The sequence below is a fragment of the Halosolutus sp. YCN4 genome (assembly GCF_059736495.1).
Map to the genome: position 1 here is coordinate 926,463 of NZ_JCASSM010000001.1, position 16,898 is coordinate 943,360.

The 16,898-nt window shown below is 64.2% G+C and carries 14 protein-coding genes; 6 read left to right on the forward strand and 8 right to left on the reverse strand.

Annotated elements, in window-relative coordinates; translation table 11 throughout:
• Nucleotides 1-141: 141 nt before the first annotated feature.
• Nucleotides 142-1,227, reverse strand: a complete 1,086-nt coding sequence (locus AC6I6X_RS04565) for a PAS domain-containing sensor histidine kinase (protein ID WP_497929314.1) — start codon at nt 1,225-1,227, stop codon at nt 142-144.
• Between the two features lie 271 nt (nt 1,228-1,498).
• Here AC6I6X_RS04565 and AC6I6X_RS04570 point away from each other — a divergent pair, with 271 nt between their 5' ends.
• Nucleotides 1,499-2,257 (forward strand): DUF7344 domain-containing protein, encoded by a 759-nt coding sequence (locus tag AC6I6X_RS04570; protein WP_497929315.1) that lies wholly within the window; start codon nt 1,499-1,501, stop codon nt 2,255-2,257.
• On the forward strand, nt 2,250-2,639 hold the full coding sequence (locus AC6I6X_RS04575) for a DUF7521 family protein (protein WP_497929316.1): 390 nt from the start codon (nt 2,250-2,252) through the stop codon (nt 2,637-2,639). Before AC6I6X_RS04570 ends, AC6I6X_RS04575 begins: the two co-directional genes overlap by 8 nt.
• A 156-nt stretch (nt 2,640-2,795) precedes the next feature.
• On the opposite strand, the gene AC6I6X_RS04580 is transcribed toward AC6I6X_RS04575, so the two are convergent.
• Nucleotides 2,796-3,575 (reverse strand): sulfite exporter TauE/SafE family protein, encoded by a 780-nt coding sequence (locus tag AC6I6X_RS04580; protein ID WP_497929317.1) that lies wholly within the window; start codon nt 3,573-3,575, stop codon nt 2,796-2,798.
• Between the two features lie 77 nt (nt 3,576-3,652).
• Nucleotides 3,653-4,909: an NRAMP family divalent metal transporter gene (locus tag AC6I6X_RS04585; protein ID WP_497929318.1), complete on the reverse strand. Its 1,257-nt coding sequence runs from the start codon at nt 4,907-4,909 to the stop codon at nt 3,653-3,655.
• Between the two features lie 698 nt (nt 4,910-5,607).
• On the opposite strand from AC6I6X_RS04585, the gene gyrB reads away from it, so the two are divergent.
• Nucleotides 5,608-7,539 carry a DNA topoisomerase (ATP-hydrolyzing) subunit B gene (gene gyrB / locus AC6I6X_RS04590; RefSeq protein WP_497929319.1) on the forward strand — a complete coding sequence of 644 codons (1,932 nt, stop codon included), beginning with the start codon at nt 5,608-5,610 and terminating at the stop codon, nt 7,537-7,539.
• A gap of 21 nt (nt 7,540-7,560) precedes the next feature.
• Nucleotides 7,561-10,047 carry a DNA gyrase subunit A gene (gene gyrA, locus AC6I6X_RS04595; protein WP_497929320.1) on the forward strand — a complete coding sequence of 829 codons (2,487 nt, stop codon included), beginning with the start codon at nt 7,561-7,563 and terminating at the stop codon, nt 10,045-10,047.
• A 107-nt stretch (nt 10,048-10,154) separates the two neighbouring features.
• Here the strand turns inward: gyrA and AC6I6X_RS04600 are convergent, their stop codons facing one another.
• The 3 genes from AC6I6X_RS04600 to AC6I6X_RS04610 form a co-directional block, all read right to left on the reverse strand.
• The gene (locus AC6I6X_RS04600; RefSeq protein WP_497929321.1) at nt 10,155-10,688 is read right to left on the reverse strand and encodes an Rrf2 family transcriptional regulator; all 534 of its coding nucleotides are present in this window, start codon (nt 10,686-10,688) and stop codon (nt 10,155-10,157) included.
• Between the two features lie 268 nt (nt 10,689-10,956).
• The gene (locus tag AC6I6X_RS04605; protein WP_497929322.1) at nt 10,957-11,886 is read right to left on the reverse strand and encodes a ZIP family metal transporter; all 930 of its coding nucleotides are present in this window, start codon (nt 11,884-11,886) and stop codon (nt 10,957-10,959) included.
• A gap of 170 nt (nt 11,887-12,056) precedes the next feature.
• Nucleotides 12,057-12,734 carry a metal-dependent transcriptional regulator gene (locus AC6I6X_RS04610; protein ID WP_497929323.1) on the reverse strand — a complete coding sequence of 226 codons (678 nt, stop codon included), beginning with the start codon at nt 12,732-12,734 and terminating at the stop codon, nt 12,057-12,059.
• A gap of 92 nt (nt 12,735-12,826) precedes the next feature.
• Here AC6I6X_RS04610 and rocF point away from each other — a divergent pair, with 92 nt between their 5' ends.
• Both rocF and AC6I6X_RS04620 read left to right on the forward strand, forming a co-directional pair.
• On the forward strand, nt 12,827-13,747 hold the full coding sequence (rocF, locus tag AC6I6X_RS04615; protein ID WP_497929324.1) for an arginase: 921 nt from the start codon (nt 12,827-12,829) through the stop codon (nt 13,745-13,747).
• Between the two features lie 96 nt (nt 13,748-13,843).
• Nucleotides 13,844-15,013: an NAD(P)/FAD-dependent oxidoreductase gene (locus AC6I6X_RS04620; protein WP_497929325.1), complete on the forward strand. Its 1,170-nt coding sequence runs from the start codon at nt 13,844-13,846 to the stop codon at nt 15,011-15,013.
• Between the two features lie 82 nt (nt 15,014-15,095).
• On the opposite strand, the gene AC6I6X_RS04625 is transcribed toward AC6I6X_RS04620, so the two are convergent.
• Together AC6I6X_RS04625 and AC6I6X_RS04630 are read right to left on the reverse strand one after the other, a co-directional pair.
• The gene (locus tag AC6I6X_RS04625; RefSeq protein ID WP_497929326.1) at nt 15,096-16,226 is read right to left on the reverse strand and encodes a DUF4013 domain-containing protein; all 1,131 of its coding nucleotides are present in this window, start codon (nt 16,224-16,226) and stop codon (nt 15,096-15,098) included.
• Nucleotides 16,227-16,315: 89 nt separating this feature from the next.
• Entirely contained in the window at nt 16,316-16,861 is a 546-nt protein-coding gene (locus AC6I6X_RS04630; protein ID WP_497929327.1) for an acyltransferase, read from the reverse strand.
• Nucleotides 16,862-16,898 lie beyond the last annotated feature (37 nt).

Here is a 16,898-nt window from a genome sequence, read left to right on the forward strand (position 1 = left end):
CCGCTTGGAATATTCGATGTCGGTTTGCTGCATCCATCCTCTGTATCTCGCAGGCACTACTTGACAGCATTTCGGTAGTTCACAAAGCTTCTGCTGAATAGAAGACGTGAATAGAGTACGGAGAATCCTCGAAAAAAGCGTTCACGGTTCGGTTGGCGGAAGCGTAAACGAAAACGTCGATCCGTCATCTCGGTTTGAGTCAATCCAAATCTCGCCGCCGTGTCGTTCGACGATTCGCTCGCAGACTGCGAGGCCGATCCCTGTCCCGTCGTACTCCTCGTGGCTGTGGAGTCGCTGGAATACCCCGAAAACTCGGTCAGCCTCATCGGGATCGATGCCGATCCCGTCGTCACTGACCGAAACGATCCACTCGTCCCCCTCACGCGTTGCGGAGATCGACACTCGGGGTTCCTGATCCCCGCTGTACTGGAGAGCGTTGTCCAACAGATTCTGAAAGAGTTGGCGGAGTTGGCTGGCGTCACCCTTCACGGCCGGCAGCGGTTCAGCAGTGATTTCAGCACCGGTTTCGTCGACCCGAATGCCGAGATCCGTCAACACATCGTCCACCACTGCGTCGAGATCGACCGGTTCGAAGGACGTCCCCTGTGTTTCGACTCTGGAGTACGTAAGCAGCCCCTCGATCATTGCCTTCATCCGCTCTGCACCGTCAACGGCGAACTCAATGAACTGTTCGGCGTCGTCGTCGAGGTCGTCGCTGTACCGACTCTCGAGCAGGTCCAAGTAGCTCGTGACCATCCGCAACGGCTCCTGGAGGTCGTGGGAGGCGACGTAGGCGAACTGCTGGAGGCGCTCGTTGGATGCCTCCAATTGCCGCCGATACGTGTACCGATCGGTGATGTCGAAATGGGCAACGGCGACGTATCTCCGGTCACCGTCGGTGAACGATGCTGCCCGCATGAGAAACCACCGGTGTTTGTCGGGAGAGTGGCACGGGTATTCGAACTCGAAGAGTTCTCGTTCGCCCGTTAGAATCTCGGATAACCCGGCAGCAGCAGTTTGTGCTGTCTCTGTCTCCGCTTGTCTGGTTATTGTGAGATAGTTGGAACCGATCGTATCTGGCTGAAGCTCGATATCGTTGGCCTCACCGAACTCCTGCCATGCACGATTTGTATACAGGATCCTCCCGTCGTCATCGAGGATTGCAAAGTTAATCGGGAGTGTGTCCACGGCCGCTGGAATAAGATCCTCTGGCTCCCGGCCATTCATATCCGTTTTCAGTTGACTGACGGTAATAAGATTGTTCCCGTCCGGTTGCAGATGACGAAACGTTCTCTGCAGTCAATACGTATTTTTAACCAAGTTCTCGGTAGTTCGTTCGACTGCTACTGAATGGATAGCGCGAATGTCGTACGAGATCTGACCCGATCTGCGAAAGTAATGAATCGCTCAATAGAGGAGAAACGACGCGTGATTCAGCGTGAAGGTATAGGTATCCTGTGACAACGCTATTTAGCCGGCAGAACTGAGTGGTGGAGTGATGACAGAGAGGGACACCTATTTGCGGAATCCGACGCTCGAGTGTATCGCCTCCCGTCACCGACGCGAGTGCCTTCTCGCCCTCAACAGGTGGGGATCGACGCTCCCCGTGAAGCAACTTGCCGCCTACCTTGCTGCCGCGGAGCGGGGGACGCCGTCGCTCGGTACAACGGAGATCGAGGCGATGCAGATGCAACTCACCCACGTTCATCTGCCAGCACTGGAGGCTGCAGACTTCATTTCGTGGGAGGAAAGTGATGGCAACGTCCAAATCGCGCCGCACCCGGCGCTCGACGACCCACGGTTCGAACGGTTACTCAAGATCAACGCCGACGAGGTGGATGAGATACTCTCGGCGCTCTCCCACGAATATCGTCGGATCACGCTGACCGTTCTCGAAGCCGAACGGACGAAGTCGCGAACCGAACTGGCACACGAGATTCGCCACCGTCTGCCGGTAACGGTTCGTCGTGAATTACCGTCACCTGAGGAGATTGGCCACTTACTTCGCCACGTGCATCTTCCGATCCTGGATGAGATCGACGTCATCGATTTTGACCCCACCACTGGTGACGTCACCTACGTCGACCATCCCGTTCTCGAGCGAGTCTTCACGATCATCTTCGAACGTGACGACTCCGCTGTTGAGAAACTGGATGGATTCTTAGACGGCCTTGCTGACTCCTACCAGGAGGCGAGTCAGGGAATGAACACCAACGCGGACTGGCCGCACTTCTGGAACGATCCGTACTATGGATAGCACGCTGGAATTGTGGGCGTACGTCTTGAGCAACATCGGGGCAGTCGCGGCCGGGAGCCTCTTGACCACGCTGAGTTTCCTCGCGTATCGACGAAACAGCGATCAGGCGTCGTATCGGTTTGCCACCCTGGGGTTCGGCCTGATCGTTCTGGGGACGCTCGTTGACCCGGTCTACCTCCTCTGGATGTCGATCGACTATCGCTTGTCGTTCACCGAAATCTTACTCCTTCAGGTCAGTGAAGACCTCTTGTTCGCGGCTGGGCTCGGGCTGCTCTTCTATGCAATTCTCCAGTACGACGGTTCGACTGATTCGACGGCGGATGAACCCGCTCCATCCGAGGACGAGTTACTTTGGAGCCAGCAGTCGCAGAACGATAACTAAGCAGGTCTACTGATCGGCTTCTTCAGCACAAAACGCGTGGGAGAAACGATATTGGCTTGTTGCATTCATCGTCCGTCCCTCGCACGAGATTCCTATCAACTTCTGCGGGTTTCGACAGAGCCGATCGCTTCGCGGTCGTCGACTCGTCCGGTTCCATCAGAGCGCCAGGTAGGGGCCGACGCCGAGGAGGACGACCCCCAGCGCGACTTTCAGCCGATCGGGATCGATCGCGTGAGCGACCCGCCACCCGACGACGACGCCGAGGAGCAACGGGGACCCGATGACGACGGCGAGCGGGAGCAGGACGTTCCCCTGGAGGTAGTAGCCCGAGGCCGCGAACGTCGCGATGAAGATCGACTGGACCTGGGCGACGGCGACGGCGAGCAACATGGGAACGCCGACGAGCACCAGCGCCGGCACGGCGAGCACCGGTCCGCCGATCCCGAGGAGGCCGCTACAGAGTCCGAGCCCCAGGCCGAGGCCGCCGAGTTCGAGACGGCCGGACCGCGACAGCGGGTCGACGTCGAACAGCGGGCTGAACCCGCGGCGCTCCCGGTAGAGGATGATTCCGCCCACCGCCATCGAGACGCCGCCGAGCAGGACGCCGAACAGCGATCGGGGAACGTAGGTGTTCGCCTGTGCGCCCATCAGCGCGCCGACGACGCTCGAGAGGCTGAGCACGATCGCGATCGCGCGGCTCTCGCCGCTGTTCATCTCGCCGGAGTGGACGTAGGCGGCGCTGCCGACGAGGCCGGTCACGATGAACGTCGCGTGTGCGGTTCCGGCGACCTGGCTCGAGGGAAGCGACGTGAGCGAGTAGAGCGCGATCGTCACGAAGATGCCGCCGGGACCGATCGTGGTGATGCCGATGCCGGCGAAGAACGCGATCGCGACGAGCAACAGCGCGAGGGAGAGGTCGAACGGAACCGGGAGCATGACATCACGGGAGCGTTACCCACTCGTCCGTCCGCGACCCGTTAGCACTTCTGCTCCGGGATCGTCGCTGGTCGTGGTCACAGGATGGTCACGATCGTCTCGTAAAGCGACTGGACCGTCAGGAGGCTGCCGATCAGCAGGACGACCCCCGCGGCGAGGAAGCCGAGGTTCTCGTACCACTCGACGTCGTCGTGCCTGTTGACGGCCCCGATGAGCGCGAAGACGGTGATCGGAAGGCCGATCGCGCCGTTGACGGCGGGCATGATGATCGCCATCTGCACGGGCCCGAAGCCGGTGTAGACCAGCATCGGGAGGGCCGTCAGCGCCGAGAGGACGATCAGGCCGACGACGGTCCGCCGGAACGCGGTGTCGCCGAAGACCGTGTGGCGGCCGAGCGACTGGGGCACCATGAACCCGGCGCCGAACAGCGTCCCGGTCGCCGACGTGATGCTCGCGAGGAAGACGGCGAGCATGAAGACGACGAGTGCGGTCTGGCCGAGAATGTCCGCGAGCGGGACGCCCGGGCCGGTCAGCGTCATCTCCCCTTCCGAGAGCGTGACCGCGGAGACGATCATCACGAAGCTGCCGATGAGCAGCGTCGTCGCGATCCCGACGGCGTTGTCCCGCCGATACCGCCAGATGTCGGACCACTCCTTGGTCGGCCTGATGCTCGACTGAATGAAGAAGTTCGGCCAGTAGACGGTCGTCCCGAGCAGGGCGATGATCGCGGTGAGGTAGCCGATCTCGCTCTCGAGCATCGGCTGGAGGCCGGCGGCGACCGACTGCCACGGCACGTCCAGTCCGGCCAGGAGCAGGCCGTACGAGCCGAAGACGGCGAACACGGCCGCCGCGATCGCGGCTTCGACCCGATCGTAGACCTTGAGCTGGACGATGGCGATGCCCGCGCCGGCGGCGAGGACGATCCCGACGATCACGTCGTCGAACACCGGGACGAGCCAGGCCAGTGCCGCGCCCGCGACGGCGTAGTTCGACACGGCCCACAGCGCGGACATCAGCGACATCGAGACGACGACCCCGGTTCCGCCGACCGGGAGTCGATCGACGATGTAGTCCGCGAGCGGTTCGTTGGCGACGGCGAGGCGGGCGCTCATGTCGTGCAGTGCGATGTCGATCAGGAAGGCGAGCGGGAGCACCCACAGCAGGGAAAACGCGAAGTTGGCCCCCGTATCGGCGAGGATGTACACCGAACCGGCACCGAAAACGTTCGCGGCGAACAGGACGCCGAGCCCGTACCGGTAGAGTGCATCGTGGATCGCCTCGCCCCCGGGAACCGCCTGGACGATCTCGGAAGAGGTTGCGGACCGTTCACTCATGTCTGCTCACCTCGACGAGTGACCCAGCGGCTCCGGGTACGCCAGCGACCCCGCTCGTCGGGACGTCCGCGAGCGTCGATCGCGGGTTCGACTGTACCCGGGTCGACTGGCGTGTCGGCCCCAGATGAACGACGCGGAGTGGTCGTCTGCGATTCCGGTTCGTCGGTTCGGTCGAATTGTCCTGACATGTGTCATATGCTCCGGAGACAAACGCTGTCGCCCCCGGTCCAAACTGAGTGGCGCCCGTCTCGCTGTTCGATCGAGGGACAGCGATACGTCGGCTGGTTCGTCTCGCCTGTCTCTGGGTCTCACCGATCCGTGAGTTGAAAGCCGTCGTGTGAAAGCAGCCTATCAATTCGCCGCAGGTGCAAGCCGTTGCAGCAAATCTAGAATCGTTCTCCCTGCGTTTTTCGCCCTGAAGACCGAGTCTCGAAGGGTATCGGGACGGAACGGTCGCGTACGCACCAGTCCCAGACTACTGGTAGATCGCCGATCGGGTGCGATGCTCGCAGACGGTTCTCGGTGACGTCGCCGTCGTTCAGGACCTCCCGGACGGTGCTCGGAAGCGTTCGGTCGCACCCGTTGCTCACGTCGCATCGGTGCTCTCTCGTTACATTGATTCTCGCCGTCGGTCACGCGCTCGCGCGCGTACGTGAAGCTTTATAAGGGGCCGGGCGCTACCCACACACAGGTTTTACATGTCCCAGGAAAGCGAGTACGGCGCCGGACAGATCCAGGTCCTCGAAGGCCTGGAGGCCGTGCGAAAACGGCCGGCGATGTACATCGGCTCTACCGATTCTCGAGGACTCCACCATCTCGTCTACGAAGTGGTGGACAACTCGATCGACGAAGCGCTGGCAGGATACTGTGACGAAATCGAGGTCACGATCCACGACGACGGGTCTGTGAGCGTGTCGGACGACGGACGCGGGATCCCCGTCGACACCCACGAGGAGTACGATCGCCCCGCACTCGAGGTCATTCTGACCGTCCTCCACGCCGGCGGGAAGTTCGACAACAAGTCCTACCAGGTCTCCGGCGGCCTCCACGGGGTCGGCGTGAGCGTCGTCAACGCCCTCTCCGAACGGCTCGAGGCCGAGGTCAAACGCGACGGCGGCGTCTTTCGCCACGCGTTCGAGGCGGGCGAACCCGTCGGCGACATGGAGCGGGTCCGCGACATGGAGCCCGACGAGGAGACCGGCACGGAGATCCGGTTCTGGGCCGACGAGAGCATCTTCGAAGGGAACGACTTCGCCTTCTCGACGCTGTCGAACCGGCTCCGGGAACTGGCCTTCCTCAACTCTGGGGTCCGCATCACCCTCCGCGACGAGCGCGAGACGGACGAGGAGGGCGAGTTCGTCGCCGAGACCTACCAGTACGAGGGCGGGATCCGCGAGTTCGTCGAGTACCTGAACGAGACCCGCTCGGCGATGCACGCGGACGTCATCTACTTCGCGGACAGCGAGCAGAACATCGAGGTCGAGGTGGCGATGCAGGCCACCGAGGAACTCCAGGGCTCGATTCACGCCTTCGCGAACAACATCAACACGCGCGAGGGCGGGACGCACCTGACCGGGTTCAAGACCGCGCTCACGCGCGTCGTCAACGACTACGCCGACGAGAACGATCTGCTGTCGGATCTCGACGAGAACCTCAAGGGCGAAGACATCCGCGAGGGGCTGACGGCGGTCATCTCGATCAAGCACCCCGACCCGCAGTTCGAGGGCCAGACGAAGACCAAACTCGGCAACTCGGAAGTACGAGGCATCGTCGAGAGCGCCATGCACGAGGGCCTGGGCACCTACTTCGAGGAACACCCAGACACCGCCGAGGCGATCGTCGCCAAGGCCGTAGAGGCGGCCAAGGCCCGCAAGGCGGCCCAGAAGGCAGAAGAACTGACACGCCGCAAGTCCGCGCTCGAGTCGACCTCCCTGCCCGGGAAACTGGCCGACTGCCAGACCAAGGATCCCGAGGAGGCCGAACTGTTCATCGCGGAGGGTGACTCCGCGGGTGGCAGCGCGAAGCAGGCCCGGAATCCGGAGTTTCAGGCCGTCCTTCCCATCAAAGGGAAGATCCTCAACGTCGAGAAACACCGGCTCGATCGCATCCTCGAGAACGACGAGATCCGGAACATGATCACCGCGATCGGCGCGGGGATCGGCGACGAGTTCGACATCGAGGACGTCCGGTACAAGAAGATCATCATGGCGACGGACGCCGACGTCGACGGGGCACACATCCGGACGCTCCTGCTGACGTTCTTCTACCGGCACATGCGGCCGCTGCTGGAGGGCGGCTACGTCTACGCCACCCAGCCGCCGCTGTACCGCATCCGGTATCGTGGGAACACGTACGACGCGATGACCGACGCCGAACGCGACGAAATCGTCGAGGAGAAGTGCAACGGCAACCCCTCGCAGGTCCAGCGGTTCAAGGGGCTCGGCGAGATGAACCCCGAACAGCTCTGGGAGACGACGATGAACCCCGAGAACCGCATCCTCAAGCAGATTACGGTCGAGGACGCGGCCGCGGCGGACAAGATGTTCTCCGTGCTGATGGGCGACGCCGTCGAACCGCGTAAACAGTTTATCAAAGAGAACGCACCCGAGGCCGAATGGATCGACATCTAAGCGACGTGGTGAGGTGACTACATGAGTTCAGACGTACCCGATCCGACCGACGTAGAGGCACGAGCGGTAGAGAACGTCCGCATCGAGGACGAGATGGAGCAGAGCTACATCGACTACGCGATGAGCGTCATCGCGGGTCGTGCGCTCCCGCGAGTCGAGGACGGCCTGAAGCCGGTCCACCGGCGCATCCTGTACGCGATGCACGAGATGGGCGTCACCTCGGGCTCGTCGCACCGGAAGTCCTCCTCGATCGTCGGGGAGACGATGGGTGACTACCACCCCCACGGGGACAGCGCCATCTACGACGCGCTGGTGCGGATGGCCCAGCCGTTCTCGATGCGTTACCCCCTCGTGGACGGCCAGGGGAACTTCGGTTCGATGGACGGCGATCCGCCGGCCGCCCAGCGATACACCGAGGCCCGCATGGACTCGATCGCCGAGGAGTTACTCGAGGACATCGACAAGGACACCGTCGACTTCTCCGCGAACTACGACGATCGCCTGCGGGAACCCGACGTGCTCCCCGCGGCGTTCCCGAACCTGCTGGTCAACGGCTCCTCGGGCATCGCGGTCGGGATGTCGACGAACATCCCGCCGCACAACCTGGGCGAGGTGATCGACGCGACGATCGAGTTGATCGACGATCCCGACGCGACGGTCGAGGACCTGATGGAGCACGTCAAGGGGCCGGACTTCCCGACCGGAGCCAACATCGTCGGCCGCGATGCCATCTATTCGGCGTACAAGACCGGCCGCGGGCGGGTTCGCGTGCGCGCCGAGTTCGAGGTCGAGGAGTGGAAGAAGGGGCGCGAACGAATCGTCATCACCGAACTCCCCTTCCAGGCGAACAAGGCGCGACTCGTCGAGCGCATCGCCGACGACGTCAACGAGGGCGAGATCGACGGCATCTCCGATCTCCGCGACGAGTCCGATCGCGACGGCGTCCGGATCGTCGTCGAACTCAAGCGGGGAGCAAACACCGAGGTCGTCAAGAACCGCCTGCTCGAGAACCACCTCGAGCGGACCTTCGGCGTCATCAACCTCGCGCTGGTCGACGGCCAGCCGCGGGTCCTCTCGCTAAAAGAGACCCTCGAAGAGTACGTCGCCCACCGGCGTGACGTCGTCCGCCGGCGCAGCGAGTACGACCTCGAGGAAGCCGAGGATCGCGCGCACATCCTCGAGGGCCGGCTGACGGCAGTCGAGAACGCCGAGGACGTCGTCGACCTGATCCGCAACAGCGAGACCCGATCGGACGCGAAGGAGGCCTTACAGGAGGCCTACGACTTCTCCGCGGACCAGGCCGACCACATCGTCCGGATGCAACTCGGGAGCCTCACCTCGATGGAGGCCGCCGAGATCGAGGACGAGTACGAGGAGGTCCAGGCCGAGATCGAACGCCTGACCGAGATCCTCGAGAGCGAAGCGGAACTGCTCGAGGTCATCAAGGACGAACTCCGGGAGATCAAAGACGAGTACGCCGACGAGCGGCGCACCTCGATCGTCGAGGACCAGGGAACGGTCACCCACGAGGACCTGATCCCCGAGGAGGAGGTGTTCGTCGTCATGACCGAGGACGACTACGTCAAGCGGATGCCGATCGAGCAGTTCGACCCCCAGGGTCGCGGCGGGAAAGGCATCATCGGCGCGGACGTCAAGGAGGACGATCGCGTCGCGACGGTCTTCCGGGCGAACACCCACGACTACCTCCTCTGTTTCACCAACCAGGGGAAGGTCTACCAGCTGAAGACCTACGAGATTCCCGAGATGGGCCGTACGGCCCGCGGCAAATCGGCAGTCAACATCCTCGATCTCGATCCCGGCGAGGACATCACGGCGATCGTCGACACCGACGCCTTCGGCGACGGCGAGTACGTGACGATGGTCACCCGGAACGGCTACGTCAAGCGGACCGCCGGCGCCGAGTTCGACAACATCCGATCGACCGGGATCATCGCCGCCGATCTCGAGGAAGGCGACGAACTGGTCGACGTCGAAGTCACGGACGGCACGCAGGACCTCGTGATCGCGACGGAAGGCGGCATGACGATCCGGTTCGACGAGGACGAGGTGCGTGCAATGGGCCGGAACGCGCGGGGCGTCAACGGTATCAAACTCCAGGATGGCGACGCCGTCGCGGGACTAGTTGCGACCGACGAAGGCGACGAACAGGCGCTGCTGACCGTGACCCGGAACGGGTACGGCAAGCGGACCCGCCTCGCCGAGTATCGCACCCAGTCACGCTACGGCAAGGGGCTGATCGACATCAAGACGGGCGATCGGAACGGCCCGGTCACGGCCGTCAAGGCCGTCTCCGACGACGACCAACTCGTGATGATGAGCGAACGCGGGCAGATCGTTCGCACGCGGGTCGACGAAATTTCGACGGTCGGGCGCAACACCATGGGCGTGATCGTGATGGACGTCGAGGAGGGCGACGCGGTCGCGAGCGTCGACGAGATTCCGGCGGCTGCGGCGGACGCGACGGACGACGAGTCCGAAGAGACCTGAGGAGCGAAGCGGGCAGTTCGATCGGTTTTTCGAGACGTAAAACCCGGCCACACCGTCGGGTTCGGCGCGCTATCGAGCGCGTGTCGATCGAGAGCGAAGACGACGACTCAGTGCTCGGGTTCTTCGGCGGGCGCGAGCATGTCGTCGATGCGCAGGATGAGGATGTTGTTGGTGTCGTCTTTCCCGTCGAGCGAGCCTTCGATGACGAGTTTCGACAGCGGCGTCGGGCCGACCGTCACCGAATCACCCTCCGAGATCCCGTCGAGTGCGCCCTGGATGTGGACTTCGGCGCGACAGAGTTCCGGGTGGTGGACGCTCGAGAGGTCGATCTCCTCGACGATGACGTCCTCGACCGGTTCACCCTCGTGTTCGAGCGGGACCGAGGCCGGGTCGTCCATCTGCTGGATCTCGAGGGCCTCGTAGGCCGCGGCAGTGGGTTTGTACCCCCCTTTCGGTCCGGGTACCCCTTCGACCAGTTGCAAGGCCTTGAGACTCTGCATCTGGTTCCGGATGGTGCCGGGGTTGCGATCGACCTGCTCGGCGATGTCTTCCCCCTTGATCGCGTCTTCGGACTCCTTGTGGAGGTTCGTCAATGCGCGGAGGATTTTCTTCTGGCTCGGGGTGAGTTCGATGGATGACATACTGAATTGTTCGTAATTGATTTCCTTAAACCCGACGGGTGAGGACGGGCGTTTCACTACGAATTTGTCGTTGATATCGGGAGTAGTAAGGAGTTTCTCTTCTCTCTCGGGAGACGGGTTGTCGGAGCCACTGAAACTGTTTGCACATCGATCACACTGTCCGCGATTCTCGCTCGCTTCGCTCGCTCAGAACCGCGCTCTCGTCGTGCGATCGGGCGTGTACTGACTTTCGGTGGCTACGATCGCGACCGTCCGCTCGACGCCGGTCTCAGACCGGCGCGAGCCAGCCCTCGACGACGAGGGCCCCGACGACGTCTTCGAGGAGGAACATGAGTACGAACCCCGCGACGAAGGTCGTGGCGTTGGCCCGGGTGAGGACGGCCTGTGCGTCGAACCGGATGAGGTCCCCGACCTCGATGAGCACCTGCAGGATCGCACCGATCGCGATCGCAAACGACAGCACTGCGAGCAACGTCGACTGTGCGAGACTGCCGAGCCAGCCCCCGACGATCACGGGTCCGCCCGCGAGGACGCCCATCTCGGCGAAATGGCGGACCGGTGGCGTCTCCACGTCGCGGGCGACCGCCGCCACGACGGTCGGCCCCTCCATCACGTTGTGGAGCACGAACGCGAGGACGAGAACCGCGACGAGCGTCGAGTCACCCTTAACGAAGGCGGTGCCGATCCCGAGCCCTTCGCCGACGCTGTGGAGGCCGAGCGCGAGCGCGACGAGGTACGCGATCGCAAGCCCGCTCTTCTCCGTCGAAGCCATCGTCCGCTGCCGCCACGCGCTCGCGGCGTACATGACGGCGAAGGTCGCGCCGACGCCACCGACGGCGAGCGCGGCGGCGAGGGCAGTTCGATCGGCCGCCGCGGTGTACGCGACGACGTCACGGCTCATCTCGAGGGCGATGAACGCGAGCACGCCGGCCGCGAGCGCGAGAAACGCGTGCAGGTAGCGCGGATCGAGGTCGCGCAGGAACGGAAACCACAGCATTCCGATCGCGACCGGGACAATCCCCGCGATCGCGCCGATGATCGTCACGGTCAGGAGGACGTCACCGGTCGTCGCACCTCGGGCATCGATCGTCCCGAACGACATCGTCAGGGCGATCAGGCCGAACACGGCCAGGAGGACGACCAGCGGCCCGATCGCGAGCAGCGGTCGGGGGATCGCCGACGTGAACGAGCGACTCATCGCGGCCGTACACCTCCACGTCGGTGGTGTCGACGCCTCATCAACCCTGGTTTAGACATGTCTAAATAAATACCTTGTCCACGAATTGCCCGGCGCTCACTCGTTCACGGAGGCCAGGACGTACTACGTAACTGTGCGGGCCGGCGACGTGGTCCCCCTCGATCGCGTTTCTACGGTTCGGCCTCTGCGGGTGCGACGACCCGAACCTGGTGGGCGACAGTTTCGGGGAGCGAGACGTCGTCGTGGCCCTCCGATCGCGCCGTCACCATCCCGAACGGGGCGATTTCGACGATCTCGAGTTCGACGCCGGGTTCGACGCCGTGCTCGGCGAGATACGACAGCATCTCGGGATCTCGATCGGCGACCTCCTCGACGATCACGGTGTCGCCCTCGGAGAACGCCGTAATCGAGTCGCCTGCGGAACGATCGGGCGGTTTGAGGTCGGCCCCCGGGATCGGCGAGCCGTGTGGATCGACCTCCGGTTCGTCGAGGGCGTCGGCGACGCGGGCCTCGAAGTCCTCGCTGATGTGGTGTTCGAGCCGATCGGCCTCCTCGTGGACCTCCGACCAGTCGTAGTCCAGGTGTTCGGTCAGGTAGGCCTCGAGCAGGCGGTGGTGGCGAACGACCTCGAGGGCGACCGTCTCGCCCTCCTCCGTGAGCGTAACCCCACGGTACTTCTCGCGGTCGACGAGTCCCCGATCCTCGAGTTTGTCGACCATACTGGTGACGGTCGGCGACGTGACGTCCAGCTCCTCGGCGATCGCCGAGGTCTTGATCCGGTCGTCGGTGGACCGCTGGAGCTGGTAGATGGCTTTCAGGTAGTCCTCCATCACGTCGCTCAGCATCATCGTACCCGGAATTAGAACGGTCTAACCCTAAATCTGTCGCCGTCGATACCGGAAATCGCCACGATCAAACCCCCCTCCATCGTACGACCGCTATGGGAGAGACCGTTCGGATTATCGGTGCGCCGATGGACTACGGCGCGAATCGACGTGGCGTCGACATGGGACCGTCCGCGATCCGGTACGCCGGGCTGGCCGACGAACTCGAGGCGGCAGGCGTCGACCCGATCGACGGCGGCGACCTGCTGATGCCGCGGGCGGAGGAGCGCGACCCCGACGCCGACCAGCCGAGCCAGGGCAACGCGAAGTTCCTCCGCGAAGTCGAGGAGGTCTGCCGGCGGCTGGGCGACGAGGTCGCGGACACGATCGCCGACGGCGCGTTCCCGCTGGTGCTGGGCGGCGACCACTCCGTCGCGATCGGATCGATGCACGGCTCCTCGCGCAATGGCGATCTCGGCGCGATCTGGTTCGACGCCCACGCGGACCTCAACACGCCCGGCACGTCACCCAGCGGTAACGTCCACGGGATGCCGCTCGCCGCGGCGCTGGGCCGTGGCGTCTTCGGCGAGATGGACTGGGCGCGAGCCCCGGGCATCCGCGAGGAATCGATCGCCTACGTCGGCCTCCGGAGCATCGACGAGCGCGAACGCGAACTGGTTCGCGAGAGCGAGATGACGGCGTTCACGATGGCCGACATCGACCAGCGGGGAATGACGGCCGTCGTCGAGGACGCCCTCGCGATCGCGACCGACGGAACCGACGGCATCCACGTCAGCCTCGACCTCGACTGGCTCGATCCGAAGGCGGCGCCCGGCGTCGGGACGCCCGTCCGCGGCGGGGTCACCTACCGGGAGGCACACTCCGCGCTCGAGACCGTCTCGAGGCGCCACGAGCGCGACGGCGTGCTCCGATCGATGGACGTCGTCGAGGTGAACCCCATCCTCGACGAGGCGAACGAGACGGCGACGCTCGCGGCGGAACTCACCGCGAGCGCGTTCGGCAAGCGGATCCTCTAGAACGGGCAAGTGCTGCTCGATTCGACAGGTGAGAACACGACACACGCTGGTTCCTGTTTCAACACCTTTGTATCGGAGTGTTGCTGACTGTCGGGTATGACTGAAAACGTCGTCGTGCTCGGGGCCGGATACGCCGGTGCCGGTGCGATCAAAACGCTCCAGTCGGAGCTCGGGGGCAACGCGCGGCTAACGTGGATCGCCGACGTCGACTATCACCTCGTTCTCCACGAGTCCCATCGCGTGATCCGCGACCCCGACGTCCGATCGGACATCACGTTCCCCGTCGAGGACATCGCCGACCCGTCGACCCAGTTCATCCAGGCGGAGGTCACCGGCGTCGACACCGACGAGCGCGTCGTCGAACTCGCCGACGAGGAAGACGTCGAGTACGACTACGTGCTGGTCGGACTCGGGACGCAGACCGCCTACTACGGCATTCCCGGACTCGAGGACCACTCCCTGACGCTGAAGAGCCTCGACGACGCCCTCGAGATCCACGAGGCCGTCAAGAGCGCGAGCAAGGAGGCCACGCGCGGCGACCCGGCCCAGGTCGTCATCGGCGGGGCCGGCCTCTCCGGCATCCAGACCGCCGGCGAGATCGCGGAGTTCCGCGACAACAACCGCGCACCGATCGAGATCCACCTCGTCGAGGCGCTCGAGGAGATCTTTCCGGGTAACGATCCGGAGATCCAGCAGGCCCTTCGCGACCTCCTGGAGGAGGCCGGCGTCCAGATCCACACGGACGACCCGATCACCGAAGCGAACGACGAGGTCATCGAGTTCGACAAGGGCGAACCGCTCGAGTACGACGTCCTCGTCTGGACCGGCGGGATCACGGGCCGCGACGCGCTCGACGACGCGGACGTCGAGAAGGAGCACAACCGCGTCCACGCCGACGCCACGTTCCAGACCTCCGACGAGCGCGTGTTCGCGATCGGCGACTCCGCGATCATCGACCAGGGAGACCAGCCCGCACCGCCGACGGCACAGGCCGCCTGGCAGGCCGCGGAACTCGTCGGCGAGAACATCGCTCGCGCGATCGAGGGCCGGCCGCTGAAGACCTGGGAGTACGAGAACAAGGGGACGGTCGTCTCCGTCGGCGACAAGGCCGTCGCTCACGAGATCAAACCGGCCTTCGGCGTCTCCCTGCCCGTCGACACCTTCGGCGGCTTCGCGGCCCAGAACCTGAAAAAGATGATCGCAGCGCGATGGATCGCCGACATCACGTCCCTGAACGCGGCCCGCAAGTCCTGGTCGTCGCTGTAGCTCCCGTTCCCCGAGCCGTCGATCGGACGCGTCGACGTTCTCCGCTTCGTTTCGTCCCCCAGCCACGCCGTTCCCGCTCGCGTCAGGTCATCCCCAGCGATTCCTCGGGTCGAACTGGCTCGACGGCACCCGCTTTCGCCGCCCGGTTGTAGACGTACCCCCAGACGACGAACGTCGCGTTCACGAGGTAGACTGGGAACACTAGCAACAGCGGAATCAGGAGCACGATCCCGAAGATCGAAAGGAAGAGGACGAACGCGGCGACGAAAAACGCGACGTAACCGAGGATCGCGAACAGGACCGTCGCCACGATCCCCAGCAGATAGTGTCGCGTGAGGGCGAACGTGACGAACTGGTACTCGAAGACCGTCTCGTAGAGGCTCCCCGTGCCGATCAAAATCGGAACGATCGCGCCCAGGAAATACAGTCCGGCGAACGCGCCGAAAACGACGACGAGATCGAACGCTCCGGATAGCGGTGTGGCTGCGATGGCATCGCCGACGGCACCGGCGGCGACGGAGGCGAGCACGAACGCGATGACCACGGCAAGGGCGATCCCCAGGAGGATGGCACCGTCTTTGGCCAGTCCGCCCAGATCGTCGAACGAGGGCGGTTCCGTATCCCCGCGTGCGGCAGCCCGGCCGATCCGGAACGAGTACCCGGCGGAGAACAGCAGGGGCACGATCAGGACGTAGGTTAGCGACAGCACGGTATCGACGAGGAGGGGTTTACCACTCTTGCCGAGTGGAAACGTGATGGCAAACGACACCAGACCCGACTCGTGAAACCGTGGCCCTGACGTCGTCGACGGTGCTGGTTCCGGACTCGCCGGGTCCCGATTCCGATCGCGAGACTGGCGCGTCTCGTGGTGTGCGGCAGCGGTCGTGGCCCTGCCGCTTGTAGCGTCTTCGGCCCCCCGACGTTCCGTCGCGTTCTCGCCGGTCCAGCCGCCCGACGCGGACGACTCGTCGTCTCCGCCCCACCCGGCCGCGCCGTCGGCTTCCGCCCAGCCACCCGCCGACTCCGTCGCATCGTCCTCGAACCAACCACCTGCCGACGCCGCCCCGTCGTCCTCGAACCACCGTTCCGACGACGCCGCCCCGTCGTCGATCGAGTCGGGAGCCGATTTCGTTTCGACCAGCGGTGACCCACACCACGGGCAGTACGTCGCCTCCCGCTCGAACGACTCCTCACAGTCGCGGCAGTAGGCCATGCGCCGGTGATTCTTTCAGAAAATCATAACTGTTCTGAATCGACGGCTGCCGATCGAATCGACGATCTGGGCCGCGTTCGCGACCGGCGTCACGCCGCGGCGTCGGACTCGGGGTCGCCGTCGCCGATCGCGTCGCTGTTCATCGGACGGGCCGGGACCCCCCCGACCGTCTCCCCGGGGGCGACGTCCTGGGTCACCAGCGAGTTCGCCGCGACGCTTGCACCCTCGCCGATCACGACGCCCGGGAGGACGATCGCGCCGGCCCCGATCATGGCCCGTTCGCCGACGACCACCTCGCCGGTCCGGTACTCGTCCTGGAGGAACTCGTGGCAGAGGATCGTCGCATCGTAGCCGACGATCGCCTCCCGCTCGACGGTGATCAGATCGGGCCAGAAGACGTCCGGCGTCGCCTCGAGCCCCCAGGAGACCCCCGGCCCGACCGTGACGCCGATCCGGCGCAGGAGCCAGCGTTTCAGCCGCAAACTCGGGGAGATCCGGACGAGCCAGACGACCACGTAGTTGATCGCGACCCGCAGCGGATGTCGCGCACGCGTCCACTCTGCGAGGGAGTTTCCGGCACCAGGCGTCGGGTGGGACGTGATGCGATCGTGCCGGCGGGTCCGTTCGTCCGTCACTGACAGGTGGTTCGCACCATCACCTTATCAATTCAAT